Below are 19,516 nucleotides of genomic sequence, written 5' to 3' on the forward strand. Positions count from 1 at the left end.
CTTTAGACGTATAAAAACGCCGTGATTTTCCATGCTACGCCATAGGCCAGCGCGCTCAGTAGCGTCGGTATAATAATGCTGCGCGTCTTCCAGAACGCCAGTCCCAGCACCGCGAAGCCGACCAGCGTCGGCAGCAGCCGCCGGGAATCGCTGAGGATTTCCGGCACGCTGGAGACGATCAGCAGGGCACAGATGGAGGCGATACCGATAGTATCGAGCAGCACGCTGAGCGGGCCGCGACGACCGGTACGGGAATGACCTGCGCGCAGGCGCAGCGGCAGATAGCGAAACAGATAGTTCACGCAGCCGACCACTATCCCGATAATCAGCACGTTATTGTTCATCGGGCATCCCCTGAATGCTGGCCTGCAGCAGCGCAGTCAGACAGCCGCAGACAATCCCGGCGAGGATCGCCGCCGGAATCGAGAACAGAATCATGCCGCCCAGCGCGCCCGCCAGCGCTGCCGTTACGCTGAGAGACTGTTTACGCTGGAATGAAGCCAGTAAGAAGCTCATAAACAGCGCGGGTAGCATAAAGCTCAGCGCGGCCTCCACCGCCGGAAAACCGACCAGCAGGCCGCTACCGGAGTAGGCGCCGATCAGCGTGCCGAACACCCATGATATCCCGGAGGTGAAGGCGATGCCGAGCATCCAGTTTTCGCTCCAGCGGCGGTTGTCGCGAACCAGCTTTGCGGTGGCCGCCGCGAACACTTCGTCGGTCAGGCCAAAAGCCCAGAGCGCGGTTTTGCGTTTATCCAGCGCGCGATGAAGGCGGCTACGTAGCGAAGGACCGTACAGCACGTGACGTACATCCATCGCCATCACGGTGAGGGCCGCCACCCACAGCGAACTGCCTGCGGCGAGCATCGTGGTGATGACAAACTGGCTGGCGCCGGCGTAGATGATGCAGGAAAAGAACAGGCTTTCCAGCGGCGTAAAGCCGAGTCGGGTGGCGTTCAGGCCAAAGGCGAAGGCCACGGGAATATAGCTAATCACAATCGGCAGGCTGTCTTTAATTCCTTCAGGCAGCGTGGCCTCGCTGGCGGGGGCGGGTTTTTCCATAGGGTGTTATTTATTGATAATTCACGTGAATATCACATGATTGAACAGGTGAGATTACCTTAGCAGAGACCGGGGGCTTTGACACCCTGTTAAGCGGCGCGGGCCTGGCGGGCGAAAGCGTCTGCATGTTGCCCCGAACAGTGCCGGAGCAACAACGTGGCGCGATCGGACACCCGGATAGCGCCACTATCCGGGTCTGAGGGAAGATTACTTCTGCGCGGCCAGCGCTTCTTTCACCCAGCCGTCAAACTGCTGCTGGTGGGCTTTGATCCAGCCATCAACGTGACCCTGAATATCCGCTTCCGAGGCGTGACCTTCATGCATCATGGCGTTTTCGGCGTTAATGTCGGCAATCGGTAGTTTCATGATGCTAAACAGTTTTGCCGCCGCCGGGTTTTTCTCAGCCCAGGCTTTGTTGGCCACGATGTGCATCGTGCTTACCGGGAAGCCATAGTTCGCGCCGTTCGCCAGTTTGGTATCGATATTTTTCTGCACCCCCGGCAGGGAGGAGAACGGAACCTGCAGCCAGACCACATCTTTGCCCGGCTTCAGCACGTCGCTGACCCAGTACGGTGTCCAGGTGTAGTAGATAACCGGCTTACCTTCTTTAAAGCGGGCAATGGTATCGGCCATCATCGCCGCATAGTTCCCCTGATTGTGCTCCACCGTTTTGCTCAGGCCATAGGCATCAATCTGATGATTAATGACCGCTTCGCAGCCCCAGCCCGGCGTACAGCCGGTCAGATCGGCTTTGCCGTCGCCGTTGGTGTCAAACAGTCTGGCGATTTTCGGGTCTTTGAGCCGATCGATGGATTTGATGTGATACTGTTCGGCGGTTTTTTTGTCGATCAGGTAGCCCTGCGCCGCGCCATTCACATAAACGCCTTCGCGGTAGAAGCTTTTGTCGCCCCCGGCGGCGGCGTACATATCGTCGTGCAGCGGTTGCCAGTTGACGGCGGTAAAGGTCGCGTCGCCGGAGGCAAGCGAGGTATAGCCGACGTTGTAGTCCACTTCGCTGGGTTTATCGACGGTGTAGCCCAGTTTTTCCAGCGCGCGGCTTACCAGCAGGGTCTGGAAGGTCTCTTCCGTAATGGTGCTTTGAATGGGTTTAACGGTAATGTCTTTTCCCGGCAGGTCGGCTGCCCAGGCGGCGCTGGTGGCGAGAAGCGTGGCAAACGTTGTGGCAATAATCGTGTTATGTCGCATCGTTATTCCTTATCAATGAGAAGGGAGTGCTGCGGGCCCGGCAGGCGCAGTGCCGCCGGGCGATGAGAAGCTTATTTACAGAACGGGCGGGTAATCAGCCCCAGGGGGCCGGTCGCGTACCAGCGGCGGTTGCCGCGGCTGCGGGAATCGCGGCCGACGGCCTGGGTCAGGCGGTCGAGAATAATCGCCAGAATGACGATCCCGACGCCGCCGACGCTCGCCAGCCCCATATCGAGGCGGCCGATCCCGCGCAGCACCATCTGGCCCAGGCCGCCCACGGCGATCATCGAGGCTATCACTACCATCGACAGCGCCAGCATCAGCGTCTGGTTAACCCCGGCCATGATGGTCGGCATCGCCAGCGGGAGCTGCACTTTAAAGAGCAGCTGACGCGGGCTGGCGCCGAACGAGCGCGAAGCCTCAATCAGGTCCGCGGGCACCTGGTTAATCCCGAGGATGGTCAAACGGACGATAGGCGGCAGGGCGAAGATAATGGTCACCACCACGCCTGGCACGTTACCAATCCCGAACAGCATCACAATCGGCACCAGGTAGACGAACGCTGGCGTGGTCTGCATGGCATCCAGCAGCGGGCGAATAATTTTCGCCGCCCGTGGGCTACGCGCCAGCCAGATCCCCAGCGGCAGGCCGATCAGCATACAGAACAGCAGTGCGGTCAGGACCAGCGCCAGGGTCACCATCGCCTGCGACCACGCGCCGATGGCGCCGATGGCAACCAGAGAGAGAAGCGTTGCCGCGCCCATCCCCACGCTGGAGATTTGCCAGGCGATAAGCGCGAACAGCACAATGGCGACCGGTGCCGGCATACCGAGCAGTAGTTGCTGGAAGGCGCTGAGGATATAGTCCACCGGCACGCGGATACCCTGAAACAGCGGGCGGAAGTGCACCACGATCCAGTCGATACCGTGCGTCACCCAGCTGTCGAGCGGAATCAGCGTTTTATGGAACGGATCCAGGATGTTGAAATGTTCCGGCTGCGGCGCCGGCGCGCTGTTGAGCCAGTCGGTACTACCGCCATCGGTCGGCGCGGATGGCGGGGAGCCCCAGGCATCGGCAGATTGCGCGGCGCTATCCGCCGCCGGAGCGCTATCCCACGGGTTAGATTGATCGGTCATTGTTTGCCCCCTCGCGATCTAAAGCTTTCAGCAGCATGCCTTTAGAAATAATACCGATGTACTGGTGCCCTTCATCCACAACCGGGACCGCGCACGGTGCCAGGCCGACGTGGGAGAGCAGGTCGCTGAGCGATGTTTGCGCATCTATCGCCTGCGGGGAGGCGAGTAACGCCGCATCAATTCCCTGACCTTCGCTCAAGGCGGATTTCAGTGAATCAATAGAGACAATACCGACAAACTTATTACCACGTTCAATCACATAACCATATTCACGGTCTTCGTCCTGCAATAATTTCAATGCCGAACGCGGACCGAAACCTGGCGTTTTACGAATTAAGCCCACCGGGCTTCGACGGGCAATATCTTTAGCGCTGAATACCTGGCTAATATCGACGCCGCGGAAGAAGGTTTTGACATAATCATTAGCCGGATTATTCAGTATTTCATCCGGGGTTCCGACCTGAATGACTTCGCCATTTTGCATGATGGCAATCCGATCGCCAATGCGCATGGCTTCATCAAGATCGTGTGAAATAAACACCACGGTACGCTGATGTTGCGCCTGTAATTTTGTCAGCTCATCCTGCATCTCCGTGCGAATTAATGGGTCAAGGGCCGAAAAGGCTTCGTCCATTAATAAGATATCAGGGTTGATGGCCAGCGCGCGGGCGAGGCCGACGCGCTGGCGCATTCCGCCGGAGAGCTCATCCGGGTAAGCATGCGCGTAATTCTCCAGGCCGACCTGACGCAGCGCCTCCAGCGCTTTCTGCTGGCGCTGCTGGGTCGGGATACCCGCCAGCTCCATGCCAAAGGCGGCATTATCGAGCACAGTCATATGCGGCATCAGCGCAAATGACTGAAATACCATAGCGATCTTTTTTCTGCGCACCTCACGCAACTCGGCCTCTGAGATTTTGGCGATATCGACGCCATCTATCAGCACCTGCCCGCGGGTGGGTTCAATCAGGCGATTGAGAAGGCGAACCATGGTGGATTTTCCTGAGCCGGAAAGCCCCATGATGACGAATATCTCGCCTTCTTCAATGGCCAGACTGGCGTCTTTTACGCCAAGCGAAAGTCCCGTTTTTTCCAGTAGTTGTTCTTTAGTAAATCCTTTTTCAATATATTTGAACGCTCGCTGCGGATGCTCGCCAAATATCTTATAGAGATTCTTGATTTCTAATTTAATTGCCATGCAATAGAGGGTTTCCTGTTATTTGTATTCTGTCAATATAGTACCTGGTGGAGATAATTGCCTTTTTACACCCTAACATACTCAGATTCTGTGACAACCCTCAATGTCCCGCTGGCGGTGAAATGAGAGGGGGCATCTTCGACGTATTCCCCATGATAGAAGGGCTGGGCCTTGATAATTGGCAGGTAATATTTTTTGCTGATGGCGGGAAAATAATTGGTGAACCACGCGATTCCCGCTAAATATTACGGCAAGATGTCAGAAAAATATCAGGTGGTTTTTTTGTGTGATGAAAGTCATTAATGTGAAATAGATCACCAGGAAAACAGGCAATATTTTCCTGGTGAAAGTAAGGTTAAAAATCCCAATCGTCGTCGGCGGTTTCTTCCGTTTTGCCCATCACATACGAGGAACCGGAGCCGGAGAAAAAGTCGTGGTTTTCATCGGCGTTTGGCGAAAGCGCCGCCAGAATTGCCGGGTTAACGGCGGCCATCTCTGCCGGAAACAGCGCCTCGTAGCCGAGGTTCATCAGCGCTTTGTTGGCGTTGTAGCACAGGAAGGCGTTCACCTCCTCAATCCAGCCGCTGTCGGCGTACAGATCCCGGGTATAGGCCAGTTCGTTATCGTACAAATCCATCAGCAGATCGAAGGCGAAATTCTTCAGTTGCTCCCGCTCGTCGGCGGCGATGTTGGCCAGCCCCTTTTGATACTTATAGCCGATGTAATAACCGTGTACCGCTTCATCACGGATAATCAAGCGAATCAGATCGGCGGTATTGGTCATTTTGCCGCGACTTGAAAAATACATCGGCAGCCAGAATCCGGAATAGAAGAGGAAGGATTCGAGAAACACGCTGGCGATTTTCTTCTTCAGCGGATTATCCGCCTGATAATACTCCAGCATCAGCCGGGCTTTGTGCTGGAGCGGCGCGTTCTCTTCGCTCCAGGCGTAGGCGGCATCGACATCTTTGGTCTGGCACAAGGTGGAGAAAATCGAGCTGTAGGAGCGGGCGTGCACCGCCTCCATAAAGCTGATGTTGGAGAGCACCGCCTCTTCGTGCGCGGTCAGGGCATCCGCCATCAGCGCCGGCGCGCCGATGGTGTTCTGAATCGTATCGAGCAGCGTCAGTCCGGTGAACACGCGAATAGTGAGCCGCTGTTCCGCCGCGGTCAGCGTCTGCCAGGCGGGAATGTCGTTGGACAACGGCACTTTCTCCGGCAGCCAGAAGTTGCTGGTCAGACGGTTCCAGACCTCAAGGTCCTTATCGTCCTCGATTTTATTCCAGTTGATAGCGCTGATACGTGATAAATGGGTCATCCTGTTCTCCTTACAGCGCGCAGGATACGCAGCCTTCGATTTCGGTACCTTCCAGCGCCAGCTGGCGCAGGCGGATGTAATACAGTGTCTTGATGCCCTTTTTCCACGCGTAGATCTGCGCCTTGTTGATATCGCGGGTGGTGGCGGTATCGGGGAAAAAGAGCGTCAGCGACAGCCCCTGATCGACGTGCCGCGTGGCTTCGGCGTAGGTGTCGATAATCTTTTGCGGGCCGATTTCCCAGGCATCCTGATACAGCGCCAGGTTGTCATTGGTCATAAATGGCGCGGGATAGTAAACCCGCCCGGTTTTCCCCTCCTTGCGGATCTCTATCTTCGAGACAATCGGGTGGATACTCGACGTCGCATGGTTGATATAGGAGATAGAACCGGTGGGCGGGATGGCCTGCAAATTACGGTTATAGATGCCGTAGCGCATCACGTCATCGCGGAGCTTCAGCCACATCTCGCGGTCGGGCAGGCGGATCCCGGCGCGGGCGAATAGCGCACGCACTGTTGCCGTTTTCGGCTGCCAGTCGCCCTGCAGATAGCGTTCGAAGTATTCGCCGCTGGCATAGCGCGATTGTTCAAATCCGGCAAAATGCTCACCGCGCTCGCGGGCTATCTGCATCGACGTGTGCAGCGCGTGCCAGGTGACGGTATAAAAATAGAGGTTGGTAAAGTCCAGCCCTTCCGGGCTGCCGTAGGCGATGCCTTCCCGGGCCAGATAGCCATGCAGGTTCATCTGGCCCAGACCGATGGCACGGGAGGCGGCATTGCCCGCCGCCACCGATGGCACCGAGCGTATATCGCTCATGTCGGACACCGCCGTCAGGCCGCGTACCGCGACGGCAATCGTGCGGGCAAAATCCGGCGAATCCATAGTATGCGCAATATTCAGCGACCCGAGGTTGCAGGAGATATCCTGGCCCACGCTGGCATAATCCAGATTTTCATCAAAGGTCGACGGGGTGTTGACCTGCAAAATTTCCGAACACAGGTTACTCATGTTAATGCGCCCGGCAATCGGGTTGGCGCGGTTAACGGTATCTTCAAACATGATGTAGGGATAACCGGACTCGAACTGAATTTCCGCCAGCCGCTGGAACAGATCGCGGGCGCGGATCCAGCGTTTGCGGACCCGCTCGTCGGCGACCAGCTGCGCGTACATCTCGCTGATGGCGACATCGCCAAACGGTTTACCGTACAGACGCTCGACGTCATAGGGCGAGAACAGCGCCATCTGCGCGTCGTCTTTCGCCAGCTGGAAGGTGATGTCCGGGATAACGACGCCAAGCGACAGGGTTTTGATGCGGATTTTCTCATCGGCGTTTTCCCGTTTGGTATCGAGGAAACGCAGAATATCCGGGTGATGGGCGTGCAGGTAGACCGCCCCGGCTCCCTGGCGCGCGCCGAGCTGGTTGGCGTAAGAGAAGGCGTCCTCGAGCATTTTCATCACCGGCACCACGCCGGAAGATTGATTTTCAATGCGCTTAATCGGCGCACCGGCTTCACGCAGATTGGACAGCAAAAACGCCACGCCGCCGCCGCGTTTTGACAGTTGCAGCGCCGAGTTCACCGCCCGGCCAATCGACTCCATATTGTCTTCAATACGCAACAGGAAACAGGAAACCAGCTCGCCCCGCTGCTGTTTACCGGCGTTGAGGAAGGTGGGCGTCGCCGGCTGAAAGCGCCCGCTGAGGATCTCATCGGTCAGTTGCCGGGCCAGCGCTTCATCGCCCTGCGCGAGGGTGAGGGCGACCATGCAGGTGCGATCGGCAAAATGCTCAAGGTAGCGTTTGCCGTCAAAGGTCTTCAGCGTATAGCTGGTATAGAATTTCCAGGCACCGAGAAAGGTCCGGAAGCGGAACGGGTAGCCCTGCGCGTGGTCAAACAGCGCCAGCACAAAACGGCGATCGTAGCGTGCCAGCACGCTGGCATCGTAATAGCCTTCGGCGATCAGCCATTCCAGTTTTTCATTCTGCGATGTGAAAGAGACGGTATGGGTCAGCACGTGCGTCGCCATAAAGGCGTCTACCGCCTGGTGGTCTTTTTCAAACGGAATACGGCCATTGCTGTCATACAAATTCAGCATCGCATTGAGGGCGTGGAAATCCGCCGCCCCGGTGGTCAGACGTTCTGCGGTTGTCGTTGCCAAAATTCGCTTACTCCTTTACGCACATTATCGACATCGGTAGGGGTGCCCATCAGCTCAAAGCGATACAGATACGGTACGCCGCATTTTTGCGCGATGACGTCGCCGGCCCGGCCATAGGCGTCGCCGAAGTTACGGTTACCGGCGGCAATCACGCCGCGTATCAGTTGACGGTTATGCGGGTCGTTTAAAAAGCGGATCGCCTGTCGCGGCACCGCGCCAGCCGTACCGCCGCCGCCGTAGCTGGGGACAATGAGAATGTAGGGAGCGTCTACCTGGATGCGTTCCCGCTCGTTAAGCGGAATACGCACCGCGGGCAGCCCCAGACGCTGGACGAACCGATGCGTATTTTCGGAACTGCTGGAGAAGTAGACGAAAAGGCTCATGCGTTGGCCACCGGTTCAGGCCGCAGGCGGTTAATCATATCCGGGCGAAAACCGGACCAGCGGGTTTCACCGGCTATCACGACCGGCAGCTGACGAAAGCCCTGCTCGCGCAGCATGTCAGCGGCGTCCGGATGATGCTCGACATTCACCATCTCGAAGGCAAACCCGCGGCTTTCCATGGCCCGCTTAGTGGCATGGCACTGGATGCAGTCATTTTTAGTGTAAATAGTAATGCGCATGATTCGTATTTCCATTTAAGATGGCGGGACGGCGCAAAAAAGTGCGACGGCCGCTATCGGTTAACTGTTCAGGAAATACTAGATGTAGTTATCTAAAAGTTCAACCACGCAATATATAGCGTTTTTAGATAAGGGGAACCCTCACGGAACACTGCCGTGAGGGCAGGACGCGTATGCCTGAAATTACAGGCGCATGCTGACCGCAAGGCGATTAAATGCGTTCATCAGGCTGATGGCGAAGGTCAGATCGCTGATCTGACGCGCGCTGAAATGCTCCAGCAGCGGCAGGTAAACGTCATCTTCTGCATGGGTGCTGGCAATATGCGTCACCGATTCCGCCCACGCCAGCGCCGCCTGCTCTGCGGCGCTGAAATGCCCGCTTACCCGCCAGCCTGCCAGCGCATCCAGTTTAGTCTGCGCCACGCCCGATTTACGCAGCGCTTGGCTGTGCATTTCCAGGCAGAAGGCGCAGCCATTAATCTGTGATACCCGCAGGTAAACCAGTTCCAGCAGGGCACCGTCCAGTTCGCTTTTCTCCAGCGCAATCCTGGCCTGTACCAGCGCGTGATAGACTTCCGGGCTCAGTTCGTTATAGGGCTGACGGAGTGTGCTCATCATGTTTTCCTCAATGATAAATTGCGGGGAATGGGTTCTAAGACCGCAGCAAAATAGCACTATAATGGACTGCAAAAGATAGCCATATTTTGATGAAAAAAGCAGACCATAATGGAACTCAAAAAAGTCCCGCACTATCAGCGTATTGCCAGACAGCTCAAATCTGCGATTGAACACGGCGAACTCGCGCCGGGCAGCCGCCTGCCCGCCAGCCGGGTGTATGCGCAGGAGCTGGGCGTCTCCCGCGCAACCGTGGAGAATGCCTGGGGTGAGCTGGTGGCCCAGGGCTGGCTGGAGCGGCGAGGGCAGGCGGGCACCTTCGTCAGCGAGCGCCTGAGTCCGCTACGGGGGGAAGCGCCGCGTCTCCCGGCGGGCATCGAACCGACGGCGCCGCAGCCGTTTCAACTGGGGCTACCGGCGCTGGATCTTTTTCCCCGCGGCCTGTGGGCGCGGGTGATGGGGCGGCGACTGCGAACGCAAACGCGTTTTGATCTGGCGCCCGGCGATCCGTGCGGCGAGATGATCCTGCGTCGGGCCATTGTCGATTATCTGCGGCTTTCCCGCAGTATTGAGTGCCTGCCCGAACAGGTGCTGGTGACCGGCAGCTATGCCGCCTCAATGAGGCTGCTGCTCCGCACTCTGGCGCGGCCAGGTCAGCATATGTGGATGGAGGATCCGGGTTTCCCGCTGATTCGGCCGGTGATAACCCAGGAAGGCGGGGTTATCGATCCGGTTCCCGTTGATGACGAGGGGATGGATGTGGCGTGGGCGCAGCGCCATTACCCTGATGCGCATTTTGCGCTCCTCACTCCCGCGCACCAGAGTCCGCTGGGCGTGGCGCTGTCGCTGGCCCGACGCAGGCAACTGCTGGCATGGGCTGCCCGCCGCGACGCCTGGATTATTGAAGATGATTACGATAGCGAGTTTCGCTACCGGGGCAAGCCGTTGCCGCCGCTGAAAAGCCTTGATGCCCCGCAGCGGGTGATTTACGCCGGCACCTTCAGTAAATCGCTTTTTCCGGCATTACGCGCCGCCTGGCTGGTGGTGCCGTTGCCGCAGGTCGCCGCCTTTCGCCAGCAGGCCGAATGGATGAGCTGTAGCGTACCGACGCTGTGGCAGCAGACGCTGGCTGACTTTATCCACGAAGGCCATTTCTGGCGTCATCTGAAGAAAATGCGCACCTGCTATGCGCAGCGCCGACAGTGGCTGGAGTCTGCGCTGTTGGCGCAGGGGTTTCGCGTTGTCCCTCAACTGGGAGGGATTCAGCTGGTGATCGCGGTAAACGGTGACGATCGGGCGCTGGCTCAGAAAGCCCGGCAGGCCGGACTGTCGGTACAGGCGCTGAGCGACTGGCGGATGCAAAGCCGTGGCGAAGGAGGATTGCTGGTGAGCTTTACCAATCTGACATCGCCGACGATGGCGACGGAGGTGGTGGGGAAGCTGAACGTCGCGCTGTTTTCTGCTGACCAATAAAGTCGCGACTGAGAAAGCGGGGATTCAGGCCATCCTTCTAAAACAGCGATTTACCTCCCCATGCGCTGAGACAACAAAAAGCCCCCGGGCCAGAGGCTCACAGGGGCAGACGCGTATTTGTTATCTTCATTTATCGTCTATATTATCGACGTAAATTCAATAATACGCCAATAAATAGTCCTACTGCGGCAGCGGTACCGACGCTCTGCCACGGTTTATCCCGCACATAGCTATCGGCGCAGCCTGCGGCATCGCGAGCGGCCTGCTGTACCCGGTTATTGCCGTTCAGACGGGCACGCGTCTCTTTTAGCAGCGCCTGGGCTTTTTTCCGTGCGGCGTCAGCTTCATCTTTCGCATCACTGCCCCATGATTTCAGCACCTCTTCGAGCGTATCTGCTAATTGGCTGACATCGTTATGAATATCTTCAGCGCTTTCATCGACATTGTTGCGGTTCAGACGGTTAGCCATCGATTTCTCCCTTAATTCCGTTGAGTCATTAAGTGTAGAACAAGATTTTGAATTATGCTTTTGTCGTGCCGTTTCTGGAATTTTCCGAAAGCACTATCAATGATGAATAAGGTAAGGTAAATGAGCGGTAAAAGATAAAGAGGAATGAGTATGTATTTAAGACCCGATGAGGTGGCGCGTGTTCTTGAAAAAGCTGGCTTCACCATGGATGTTGTGACGCAAAAAGCGTACGGCTATCGCCGTGGCGATAATTATGTTTATGTGAACCGCGAAGCGCGCATGGGGCGGACCGCTTTAATTATTCATCCGGCGTTAAAAGAGCGCAGTAATTCGCTGGCGGAACCCGCCTCGGATATCAAAACCTGCGATCATTACGAACAGTTTCCGCTGTATTTAGCCGGAGATGTGCAGCAGCATTATGGTATTCCACACGGCTTCAGTTCACGCATGGCGCTTGAGCGTTTTCTGCAGGGACTATATGGCGAAGCGCAGCCGAGTCTGTCCCATAACTAACCGTGTGATGGCCAGCGCCTGGAATGTAAAGCGGGGAATATAGACGAGCAGGCGACTGACAGCGGTCAGTCGCAGATTACATCGGGACTCAGGCTTTAGCCTGCTGGTAAGCGCTGACGCGGAACAAGCGTCGGCAGTAATCGAGGAAGTAGCCGTAAACCGCCCCCATCAGCATTGATATCGCAATATTTGAACTCACCGCCGCGGCAATCTGGTGCCAGTCCGCACCGACGGAAAATAAGATAGCGACATAGACCGGCGACTGAAATGTCACATAAGCCACAACGTCGGCAATACTCTTCATCCAGGCAGAAGGGCTAACGCGATGCGCCAGACGCATGGCGCGGTCGCGGTAAAACCCGTACGGCACGGCAATAATAATGTTCACCGGAATCGCCACCAGGCGTGAAGATAACGACTGCTCAAAGGTCATTCCGGAGAGAAAAATTTCGATCAACATGTTCACAACGGTGCAGTAAACCACCATCGCAAAGGTGTCTGCTACCGCATGACGCAAGCGGGACTGCGCAGAGAACATCGGTGTGCTCCTCGAAAATGAAGTCTGATACGCCAAAAGATGCGCTCTTTAACAGCGTTTTGGGTTGCCTGTTTTGATGTGCGTAGATTATCTCTCTGCATCAAAAGAGACAACTAGCTGTAAATTTTTATTTAATGGCTTTTTGTCGATAAAATACTCTGCGAAAGGCGGTTTTTTCTTCGCTGCGCTACTTTTGCCCTGATGCTTTATCTTTTTATTGTTTATCAATATGTTATGTTTTTTCGTGAACGGGGCGTCACGAGCGCGCGGAGCCGCGATTGTGTCGACTGCCGCCTGAAATCACGTTTTAATGTGATGACGGTCACTTTTAGAATAATTTATGCCATAAAGGCGATTTAGTTAGCATTAGATCCTGTTTTTCTTTGTTGGTGTATATTCTGTTTTCATGCATGTTCATTCACTGGTGGCCGGTTGTGCTCTCGTCCATCCGCCGGGCGTATCCCGCTAACCTGTTGACCATCCAGGTAATATACAGACTGACGATAATTTTGCGGTTTTTTTATCTTATTCAAAATAGCCGTGAATTAATTTCCGTCCCGAACTGAATGACTTTTGGGGTTATTTTAAATAAAGTATTAACATCGTGGCCTGAATATATTTATCAGGCATCATTAAAGGTGGTAATAAATGGTTTAATATATTAAAGTACCCCGCTAGTATTGCTTATATATAATTCAGGATCGTTTAATAATTTATGTCTTTAATGTTACAAAAATTGAATAATATCCGCTCGCTGCGGGCAATGTCGCGTGAATTCTCCATTGACGTACTTGAAGAAATGCTGGAAAAACTCAGGGTCGTCACTGAAGAAAAACGCTCAGAGCAGCACTCTACCCTGCAACAGCAAGCAGAATACCAGGAAAAAATTAATACCTGGCTGGAATTGATGATTGCCGACGGCATTACGCCTGATGAACTGGTCACGCAGAATGCGGGGCCGTCGAAGGCGGTGAAAAAACGCCAGCCGCGGCCGGCAAAATACCGGTTTAGCGATTTTTCCGGCGCGCAGAAAACCTGGACCGGCCAGGGGCGTATGCCGAAGCCGATCGCCCGTGCGATTAAGGCTGGTGCGACGCTGGAAAGTTTTCTGATTTAAGCGTTAGCGAAAATGAGATCCGGCAGGCGTTCAGGCGACTGCCGGATAGCGAAAAAATAACGGTGGGGAATCCCACCGTAGGTATTAGCAAACGCCAAAATCACCTTCTTCTTTATAAGGTGTGACGTCGGCGGGCTTCAGCGTATATTTCTCACCCTGTTCATTACTGGCCTGCACGGCGACAATATGATCTTCACCGACGGCCACAATCTTGAGTTTTGGTCCGCCCATGCGGGGCTGAACCAGATCGCCTACTGAATACATCGTTTTTCTCCTCTGGCATGGATAAATGCCGCTGTTCGCCTTCACTTTAGCGTAGCTGAACATCAGCATACAACGTGCCTGATGCCGCAGGCATCAGCGTCGGTTCCACGGCATGACGGCCAACAGGCGCGCCATCCCACAAAAACCGGTGATACCGGCGAAAGTTAAGCCGGCGCCGACGAAAGCGCTGAGCAGGAAAAAGCCGCTACTGACGCCATAGCCCAGTACCACGCCTGACAAAATGAGTATGCCCGCGGCGATTTGCACCTGACGCATTAACGGCAGCGGCTGCGTTTTATCCTCTTTGACTGGCAGCCCCGCCGCTTTCCAGGCCTGAATACCGCCGGCCAGCAGTTTGACCTGTGCCGGAGCTGCCGCCGCCAGCAGACGAATGGCATTATTTTGCGTACGCGATCCGGCCTGACAATGAAAAATCACCGTTTGATCCGCCGCTGCATGCAGCGTCGCGCCGTTATTCAGGGCGGCAAGCGGCACCAGTTCGGCATCGGGGATGTGCTCGCGGGCGTATTCATCGGCATCGCGAATATCGATTAATCTGGCCCCTTGCGCGATTTGCGCCCGGGCCTCTTCAGGAGAAAGGGTGGCGATAGTCATGACGGCTCCTTATGGGCAATAAATGGTCTTCAGCGTGGCGATGATTTGCTGAACCGCTGGGTGGGCGATGAAGTAGTGGATGCGTTGCGCCTCGCGCTCGCAGCCAATCAGGCCCTCCTCGCGCATGCGCGCCAGATGCTGCGAGGTGGCAGAAGGACTCAGGCCGGTGATCCGCGCCAGTTCGCCTGCGCTGGTGCGCGGCGTCTCGCACAGCATGCACAGAATCATCAGCCGGTGCGGATTACTCATGGCTTTCAACAGGGCGGCGGCTTCCCCGGCGCTGGACTGCAGTTGTTCTGGTGTATTCATATATTTTAGTCTTTTCTAAATTTAGATAAGTCTAAAATAAAAAGCGGTGCGACGCCAGCGCAGAAAATGCCGTTGCCGGTCGCGCAGAAAATTCGGGCCACTATTGATGCGCTGCTCGCCGCACCGGATGCGCCTGACCGGGGCTCGTCAATCAAGCAAGTTCTCTTTTCGGCGCGGGGTTAAGCGTAACTTAAGAGAACATCGCGATAATGACAGTAATATGACTGGCATGGGCCCTCGCAATGAACATACTCGAAACGGTTAACCAAAGCGCTTTTCTGGCGCTGAATGCTCAGCCGGGGACGCCGGATATCCTCCTGGCGTTGGCCCGCTTCTGCGCCAGCGGAACGATCTTTATCGTGCCGGTTATTTTGCTCGCTCTGTGGTTTTTAGGCGGCCGCGAGGGGCACCGGCAGGCGCTGTTTTGTACGCTGAATATTCTGATAGCGCTTGCGCTGGGCTATCTCTGCGGCTCGCTGTGGTTCCATCCGCGGCCATTTATGATGCCGCTGGGCCATACCTGGATCAGCCATCCGGCGGATAACGGCTTCCCGAGCGATCACGGCCTGGTGATGTTCAGCGCGGCGTTTGCGCTGCTTACGCTGCGCCTGCGCGGCCTGGGGCTGTTTGTCCTGCTCGCATCGCTGCCGGTGGCCTGGTCACGCATTTTCCTCGGGGTCCATTTCCCGCTGGATATGGTGGGGGCGGCGGCGGTCGCGGCGGCGGCCGTCTGGGTGAACAAAGGGGTCTGGCAGGTCTGTGGACCGGCAATGGTGCGGATGTGTGAAGCCATCAGCCAGCGCATGTTTTGCTGGCTGCCGGCCCGTTTTACGCCGTAGCTAAGGTTTAGTTTCTTGTCCGCGCGGCACGCCGGTAGAGCGTGCTGCGCGCGACTCCCAGAGCCTGTGCCGCTTTACTGACGTTACCGTTATACGTCGACAGCGTATCGGCAATCAGCTGCGCATCGTGCTGCTGCAACCCACGCGCCGGTGTCGGAGCCGGGGCCGACTGATACTCCGCCGGTAAATCCGCCACTTCCAGTTGCTCTCCTTCGTCAGCCAGCGCCAGCAGCACCTTCATCAGGCTTTGTAGCTGGCGCACGTTGCCCGGCCAGGGAAGGGTACAGAGGTGCGCCAGGAGCGCGGGCGAGAGCTGTACGCGTCGCGCTCTGGCGCCGAGGGTGTGCCATAGTTGCTGAAGAAACGCCGGCAGCCGGGGCCACTTCCGCAGCGGCGGAATAGTGAGAGCGAATTCGCGCAGGCGATAGAGCAGGTCCTCGCGAAACGTACCGTCGGCAACATGCTGCGTCAGGTTACGGTGGGTGGCGCAAATCAGCGCAAAGCTCACCGGGGCGCTCTGGCTGGCGCCGAGCGGCGTAACCTCTTTTTCCTGTAGCACCCGCAGCAGCCGGGTCTGAAGCAGCATCGGCATATCGCCAATCTCATCGAGAAACAGCACGCCGCCGTCCGCCTCGCGAATTTTACCGATATAGCCATTTTTACTGGCGCCGGTAAAGGCGCCAGGCTGGTAGCCAAACAGCTCCGATTCAATCAGCGATTCAGGGATCGCCGCGCAGTTGATAGCCACGAATTTACCGTGACGCCAGCGGCTGTGACGGTGCAGCGTGCGGCTGACAAACTCTTTGCCGCATCCGGTTTCGCCCTCGATACACAGGGCAATGCCGGCATTCAGCAGACGTACCATCTTTTCCCCCTCGCGCTGGCTGGCGAAAGGCAGCTCGATAGCCGGCGGCGTCGGAGCCGGGGCCGGTACCGTGACGTGGGTACGGGTCGGCGCGCGTAAACGGTAGTAATAGGTTTGCTGCTGGAGGGAGAGCGGCAGCGGAACATTGACCGCCGTTTGCGTCAGCTGAGGAAACAGCTGCTGAAAGGTGATGTGGCCAAGTTGTCCGCTATCCAGACCCAGATCGCGCATCGCCAGGCGGTTTCCGGCGGTCAGCACGTTATCGGAAAAGACCAGAAGCAGCTCTTCAACGCTGTCGAGTTTATGGGGGTGAAGGTGCAGGCTCATCAGCCACTGCTGCGGATGGAGACTCTGTTTTACCCACAGATATTCAATCTGCTTCGCGGCCTCTTTGACCCACGCCAGGGTGTGGGGATGGGGGAAGTGGGCCGGGCCGGAAATATCCAGCACGCCGGCAATTTTTCCGTCCGGGCTCTGGACCGGCATCGCGGCGCAATAGAGATCCTGATTGCGGGTGAGGAAGTGCTGGCGGCCGTCGATTTCGCAGCTGTCGTCAATGGCCAGCGCGGTACCGATGGCGTTGGTGCCACGCCCGCTCTCGCTCCACAGGTTTCCGGGAGCCAGCGCGAAGCTTTGCGCTTTCTGCATCGCGTGCATGTTGCCGAAGGTTTGCAGCACCAGACCGCTGGCATCAGAGAGGATAACCACCGACTGGAGATCGCTCACTTTGCGCGACAGGGTATTCACCACCGGCTGGGTCAGCTGCTGTAACCGGGTATGGCTGGCCAGCGCATCCGCCAGTTCGCCGGAACCCAGGCGCGGGAAATCATCCGTCGCGGGATCCAGGCCGTACTGCTGGCTACGAAACCAGGAATCGCTGAGCAACGGGCTGGTTTTTACCTCGGGATCGAGGGTAAACGAATTGCCTTGCACGGAGCACCTCGTGGTCGGATGGATGATGTTGCAATATTGTAGCTTTATAGTTTCTTATGTGTTGCGATGTGCGACACATAAGCAAAATTAGCGCCCCCTGTGAGACAGGTTTATATATTAAGATATTGAATTAGTTGTTTATTTATTCCTGCGAAAAATCTGGCATAACCTCTGCATAAGCCTCTGTGCAGCAGGCAACAGCAAAAAACCAATACGCCGCTGCGCCTCAACCCTACAGAAGGAGATTGCAATGCGTTATGCACATCCTGGCACCCCGGGCGCCTTAGTTTCATTCAAGTCCGCATACGGTAACTATATTGACGGCCAATTCGTCAAACCGATCGGCGGCGAATACTTTATGAATACCTCCCCTGTGGACGGGAGCGACATTGCACAATTTCCCCGCTCCGATGCCAAAGATATCGACTTTGCTCTTGATGCCGCGCACCGCGCCGCCGAAGCCTGGGGGAAAACATCGGTCCAGCAGCGTTCCAACCTGCTGCTCCAGGTCGCCGACCGGATTCAGGAGAACCTGGAATATCTGGCGGTGGCTGAAAGCTGGGACAACGGTAAACCGGTGCGCGAAACGCTGAATGCCGATCTGCCGCTGGCGGCCGATCACTTCCGCTATTTTGCCGGCTGCCTGCGGGCGCAGGAGGGGAGCACGGCGGAGATTGATGAAACCACCGTGGCCTATCATTTCCATGAACCGCTGGGCGTGGTCGGGCAAATTATCCCGTGGAACTTTCCGCTGCTGATGGCGGCGTGGAAGCTGGCGCCGGCGCTGGCGGCGGGGAACTGCGTGGTGCTCAAGCCAGCGGAGCAGACGCCGCTGAGCATCACGCTGCTGCTGGAAATTATTGGTGACCTCTTCCCGCCGGGCGTCCTGAACGTGGTGCAGGGCTTCGGGAAAGAGGCCGGTGAAGCGCTGGCAACCAGCAAGCGTATCGCCAAAATCGCCTTTACCGGTTCAACGCCCGTCGGGCGGCATATTCTGGCCTGCGCGGCGGAGAACATTATCCCCGCCACCGTTGAGCTGGGCGGCAAGTCGCCAAATATCTATTTTGCCGATGTGATGGACGGAGAAGAGGAGTTTATTGAGAAGGCGGTCGAGGGGCTGGTGCTGGGCTTCTTCAACCAGGGCGAGGTGTGTACCTGCCCATCGCGCGCTCTGATTCATGAATCCATCTACGAGCCGTTTATGGAGCGGGTCATGGCGAAGGTCGCCCAGATTCGCCGCGGCGATCCCTTTGACACCGACACCATGATCGGAGCGCAGGCGTCACGCCAGCAGTTTGATAAGATCCTGTCGTACATTAAGATTGCCCGCGAAGAGGGGGGACAGATCCTGACCGGCGGAGAGCGTGCCAGTATCGCGGCCGAACTGGATAATGGTTACTACATTCAGCCGACCCTGATTAAGGGGCGCAATGATATGCGCAGCTTCCAGGAAGAGATTTTTGGCCCGGTCATCGGCGTCACCACCTTTAAAGATGAGGCGGAAGCGCTGGAAATAGCCAACCAGACCCAGTTTGGGCTCGGCGCCGGCGTCTGGACCCGCGACAGCAATCTGGCGTACCGAATGGGGCGCGGAATTAAAGCCGGTCGCGTGTGGACCAACTGCTATCACATCTACCCGGCCCATGCCGCGTTCGGCGGCTATAAACAGTCAGGCGTCGGCCGCGAAACCCATAAAATGGCCCTTGATGCTTATCAACAGACGAAAAACCTGCTGGTGAGCTACGGTACCGCGCCGTTAGGACTGTTTTAACCGGGCGCGCCATTATCCGCCCCTGTCCGTCTGACAGAACCGCGACCTCAGCAATAAGGTCGCGGTTTTTTTTCGCTGATTGACGATGGGGTTATTTTTTGCACTGTACTTTTTTAATAAAAATGAGATATGCCTGAAGCCTCTTTTTTATTCTGTCGACAAACATGAAATTTATTCAATAATAACTTTCATTTGAAAATCATTTCGCCATGATAAGGTTATTTTTCATTGCTCAGTAGGGTGATTATTTCGGGGGTGACAAAAAGAAAATAAAAATAATCGAGAAAAATCTTAGTTTTTGTCGAGTCATCGGACGCCCGCTGGGTCAGTCATTCCACCCGGAATGATATTTTTTCATTAAATTTGTTAAATAATATAAAATCTTATTGTGGTTTGTTATTGATGAGTTGTTTTTCTTTGCATTTAGAATGAATAATTTTATTGTGATTTATAGGATTTACCTGGTGTGTAAATTAAAACATTATTTCATTAACAAAATAA

General features: G+C 56.0%; 21 protein-coding genes. 5 read left to right on the plus strand and 16 right to left on the minus strand.

Annotated elements, in window-relative coordinates:
• Positions 1–2: 2 nt before the first annotated feature.
• The 10 genes from ygaH to Electrica_RS05165 form a co-directional block, all read right to left on the minus strand.
• Positions 3–344 (minus strand): L-valine transporter subunit YgaH, encoded by a 342-nt coding sequence (gene ygaH, locus Electrica_RS05120; RefSeq protein WP_131048908.1) that lies wholly within the window; start codon positions 342–344, stop codon positions 3–5.
• Entirely contained in the window at positions 334–1,062 is a 729-nt protein-coding gene (locus tag Electrica_RS05125; RefSeq protein ID WP_141963757.1) for an AzlC family ABC transporter permease, read from the minus strand. Before Electrica_RS05125 ends, ygaH begins: the two co-directional genes overlap by 11 nt.
• A gap of 207 nt (positions 1,063–1,269) precedes the next feature.
• The gene (proX, locus tag Electrica_RS05130; protein WP_141963759.1) at positions 1,270–2,268 is read right to left on the minus strand and encodes a glycine betaine/L-proline ABC transporter substrate-binding protein ProX; all 999 of its coding nucleotides are present in this window, start codon (positions 2,266–2,268) and stop codon (positions 1,270–1,272) included.
• Positions 2,269–2,339: 71 nt separating this feature from the next.
• Positions 2,340–3,404, minus strand: a complete 1,065-nt coding sequence (proW, locus tag Electrica_RS05135; protein ID WP_131048906.1) for a glycine betaine/L-proline ABC transporter permease ProW — start codon at positions 3,402–3,404, stop codon at positions 2,340–2,342.
• Entirely contained in the window at positions 3,388–4,599 is a 1,212-nt protein-coding gene (gene proV / locus Electrica_RS05140; protein ID WP_100685815.1) for a glycine betaine/L-proline ABC transporter ATP-binding protein ProV, read from the minus strand. Before proV ends, proW begins: the two co-directional genes overlap by 17 nt.
• A 355-nt stretch (positions 4,600–4,954) precedes the next feature.
• Positions 4,955–5,917 (minus strand): class 1b ribonucleoside-diphosphate reductase subunit beta, encoded by a 963-nt coding sequence (gene nrdF, locus Electrica_RS05145; protein WP_100685816.1) that lies wholly within the window; start codon positions 5,915–5,917, stop codon positions 4,955–4,957.
• Between the two features lie 10 nt (positions 5,918–5,927).
• Positions 5,928–8,072: a class 1b ribonucleoside-diphosphate reductase subunit alpha gene (nrdE, locus tag Electrica_RS05150; RefSeq protein ID WP_141963761.1), complete on the minus strand. Its 2,145-nt coding sequence runs from the start codon at positions 8,070–8,072 to the stop codon at positions 5,928–5,930.
• Positions 8,045–8,455, minus strand: a complete 411-nt coding sequence (nrdI, locus tag Electrica_RS05155) for a class Ib ribonucleoside-diphosphate reductase assembly flavoprotein NrdI (RefSeq protein WP_141963763.1) — start codon at positions 8,453–8,455, stop codon at positions 8,045–8,047. The genes nrdE and nrdI overlap by 28 nt, the downstream gene beginning before the upstream one ends.
• A complete protein-coding gene (gene nrdH, locus Electrica_RS05160) occupies positions 8,452–8,694 on the minus strand; it encodes a glutaredoxin-like protein NrdH (protein ID WP_100685819.1) in 243 nt (80 codons plus the stop codon). Before nrdH ends, nrdI begins: the two co-directional genes overlap by 4 nt.
• Positions 8,695–8,877: 183 nt before the next feature.
• Positions 8,878–9,309 (minus strand): carboxymuconolactone decarboxylase family protein, encoded by a 432-nt coding sequence (locus Electrica_RS05165; RefSeq protein ID WP_142255843.1) that lies wholly within the window; start codon positions 9,307–9,309, stop codon positions 8,878–8,880.
• 111 nt (positions 9,310–9,420) lie between these two features.
• Between Electrica_RS05165 and pdxR the strand changes: the two genes are divergently transcribed.
• Positions 9,421–10,782, plus strand: coding sequence for a MocR-like pyridoxine biosynthesis transcription factor PdxR (pdxR, locus tag Electrica_RS05170; RefSeq protein WP_141963765.1), 1,362 nt, complete (start codon positions 9,421–9,423; stop codon positions 10,780–10,782).
• A gap of 142 nt (positions 10,783–10,924) precedes the next feature.
• Here the strand turns inward: pdxR and Electrica_RS05175 are convergent, their stop codons facing one another.
• Entirely contained in the window at positions 10,925–11,251 is a 327-nt protein-coding gene (locus tag Electrica_RS05175) for a DUF883 family protein (RefSeq protein WP_100685822.1), read from the minus strand.
• A 150-nt stretch (positions 11,252–11,401) separates the two neighbouring features.
• On the opposite strand from Electrica_RS05175, the gene Electrica_RS05180 reads away from it, so the two are divergent.
• Complete coding sequence (locus tag Electrica_RS05180; RefSeq protein WP_100685823.1) at positions 11,402–11,764, plus strand: DUF2002 family protein; 363 nt, start codon at positions 11,402–11,404, stop codon at positions 11,762–11,764.
• An 88-nt stretch (positions 11,765–11,852) separates the two neighbouring features.
• Here Electrica_RS05180 and alaE read toward each other — a convergent pair whose 3' ends face one another.
• Positions 11,853–12,302 carry an L-alanine exporter AlaE gene (gene alaE, locus Electrica_RS05185; protein WP_100685824.1) on the minus strand — a complete coding sequence of 150 codons (450 nt, stop codon included), beginning with the start codon at positions 12,300–12,302 and terminating at the stop codon, positions 11,853–11,855.
• 715 nt (positions 12,303–13,017) lie between these two features.
• On the opposite strand from alaE, the gene stpA reads away from it, so the two are divergent.
• A complete protein-coding gene (gene stpA, locus Electrica_RS05195) occupies positions 13,018–13,419 on the plus strand; it encodes a DNA-binding protein StpA (protein WP_100685825.1) in 402 nt (133 codons plus the stop codon).
• A gap of 84 nt (positions 13,420–13,503) precedes the next feature.
• Here the strand turns inward: stpA and Electrica_RS05200 are convergent, their stop codons facing one another.
• From Electrica_RS05200 to Electrica_RS05210, 3 genes are all read right to left on the minus strand, one after another.
• Entirely contained in the window at positions 13,504–13,683 is a 180-nt protein-coding gene (locus tag Electrica_RS05200; protein ID WP_015585895.1) for a hypothetical protein, read from the minus strand.
• A 93-nt stretch (positions 13,684–13,776) separates the two neighbouring features.
• Positions 13,777–14,298 (minus strand): rhodanese family protein, encoded by a 522-nt coding sequence (locus Electrica_RS05205; RefSeq protein ID WP_141963767.1) that lies wholly within the window; start codon positions 14,296–14,298, stop codon positions 13,777–13,779.
• A gap of 9 nt (positions 14,299–14,307) precedes the next feature.
• Complete coding sequence (locus Electrica_RS05210; protein WP_100685827.1) at positions 14,308–14,607, minus strand: ArsR/SmtB family transcription factor; 300 nt, start codon at positions 14,605–14,607, stop codon at positions 14,308–14,310.
• 242 nt (positions 14,608–14,849) lie between these two features.
• Here Electrica_RS05210 and Electrica_RS05215 point away from each other — a divergent pair, with 242 nt between their 5' ends.
• Positions 14,850–15,446: an undecaprenyl-diphosphatase gene (locus Electrica_RS05215; protein WP_141963769.1), complete on the plus strand. Its 597-nt coding sequence runs from the start codon at positions 14,850–14,852 to the stop codon at positions 15,444–15,446.
• Positions 15,447–15,453: 7 nt separating this feature from the next.
• On the opposite strand, the gene Electrica_RS05220 is transcribed toward Electrica_RS05215, so the two are convergent.
• On the minus strand, positions 15,454–17,244 hold the full coding sequence (locus Electrica_RS05220; protein WP_141963771.1) for a sigma-54-dependent Fis family transcriptional regulator: 1,791 nt from the start codon (positions 17,242–17,244) through the stop codon (positions 15,454–15,456).
• 250 nt (positions 17,245–17,494) lie between these two features.
• Here Electrica_RS05220 and exaC point away from each other — a divergent pair, with 250 nt between their 5' ends.
• Entirely contained in the window at positions 17,495–19,015 is a 1,521-nt protein-coding gene (gene exaC, locus Electrica_RS05225; RefSeq protein ID WP_100685830.1) for an acetaldehyde dehydrogenase ExaC, read from the plus strand.
• Positions 19,016–19,516: the final 501 nt, after the last annotated feature.

This window comes from Klebsiella electrica (genome assembly GCF_006711645.1).
Taxonomy (GTDB): domain Bacteria; phylum Pseudomonadota; class Gammaproteobacteria; order Enterobacterales; family Enterobacteriaceae; genus Klebsiella; species Klebsiella electrica.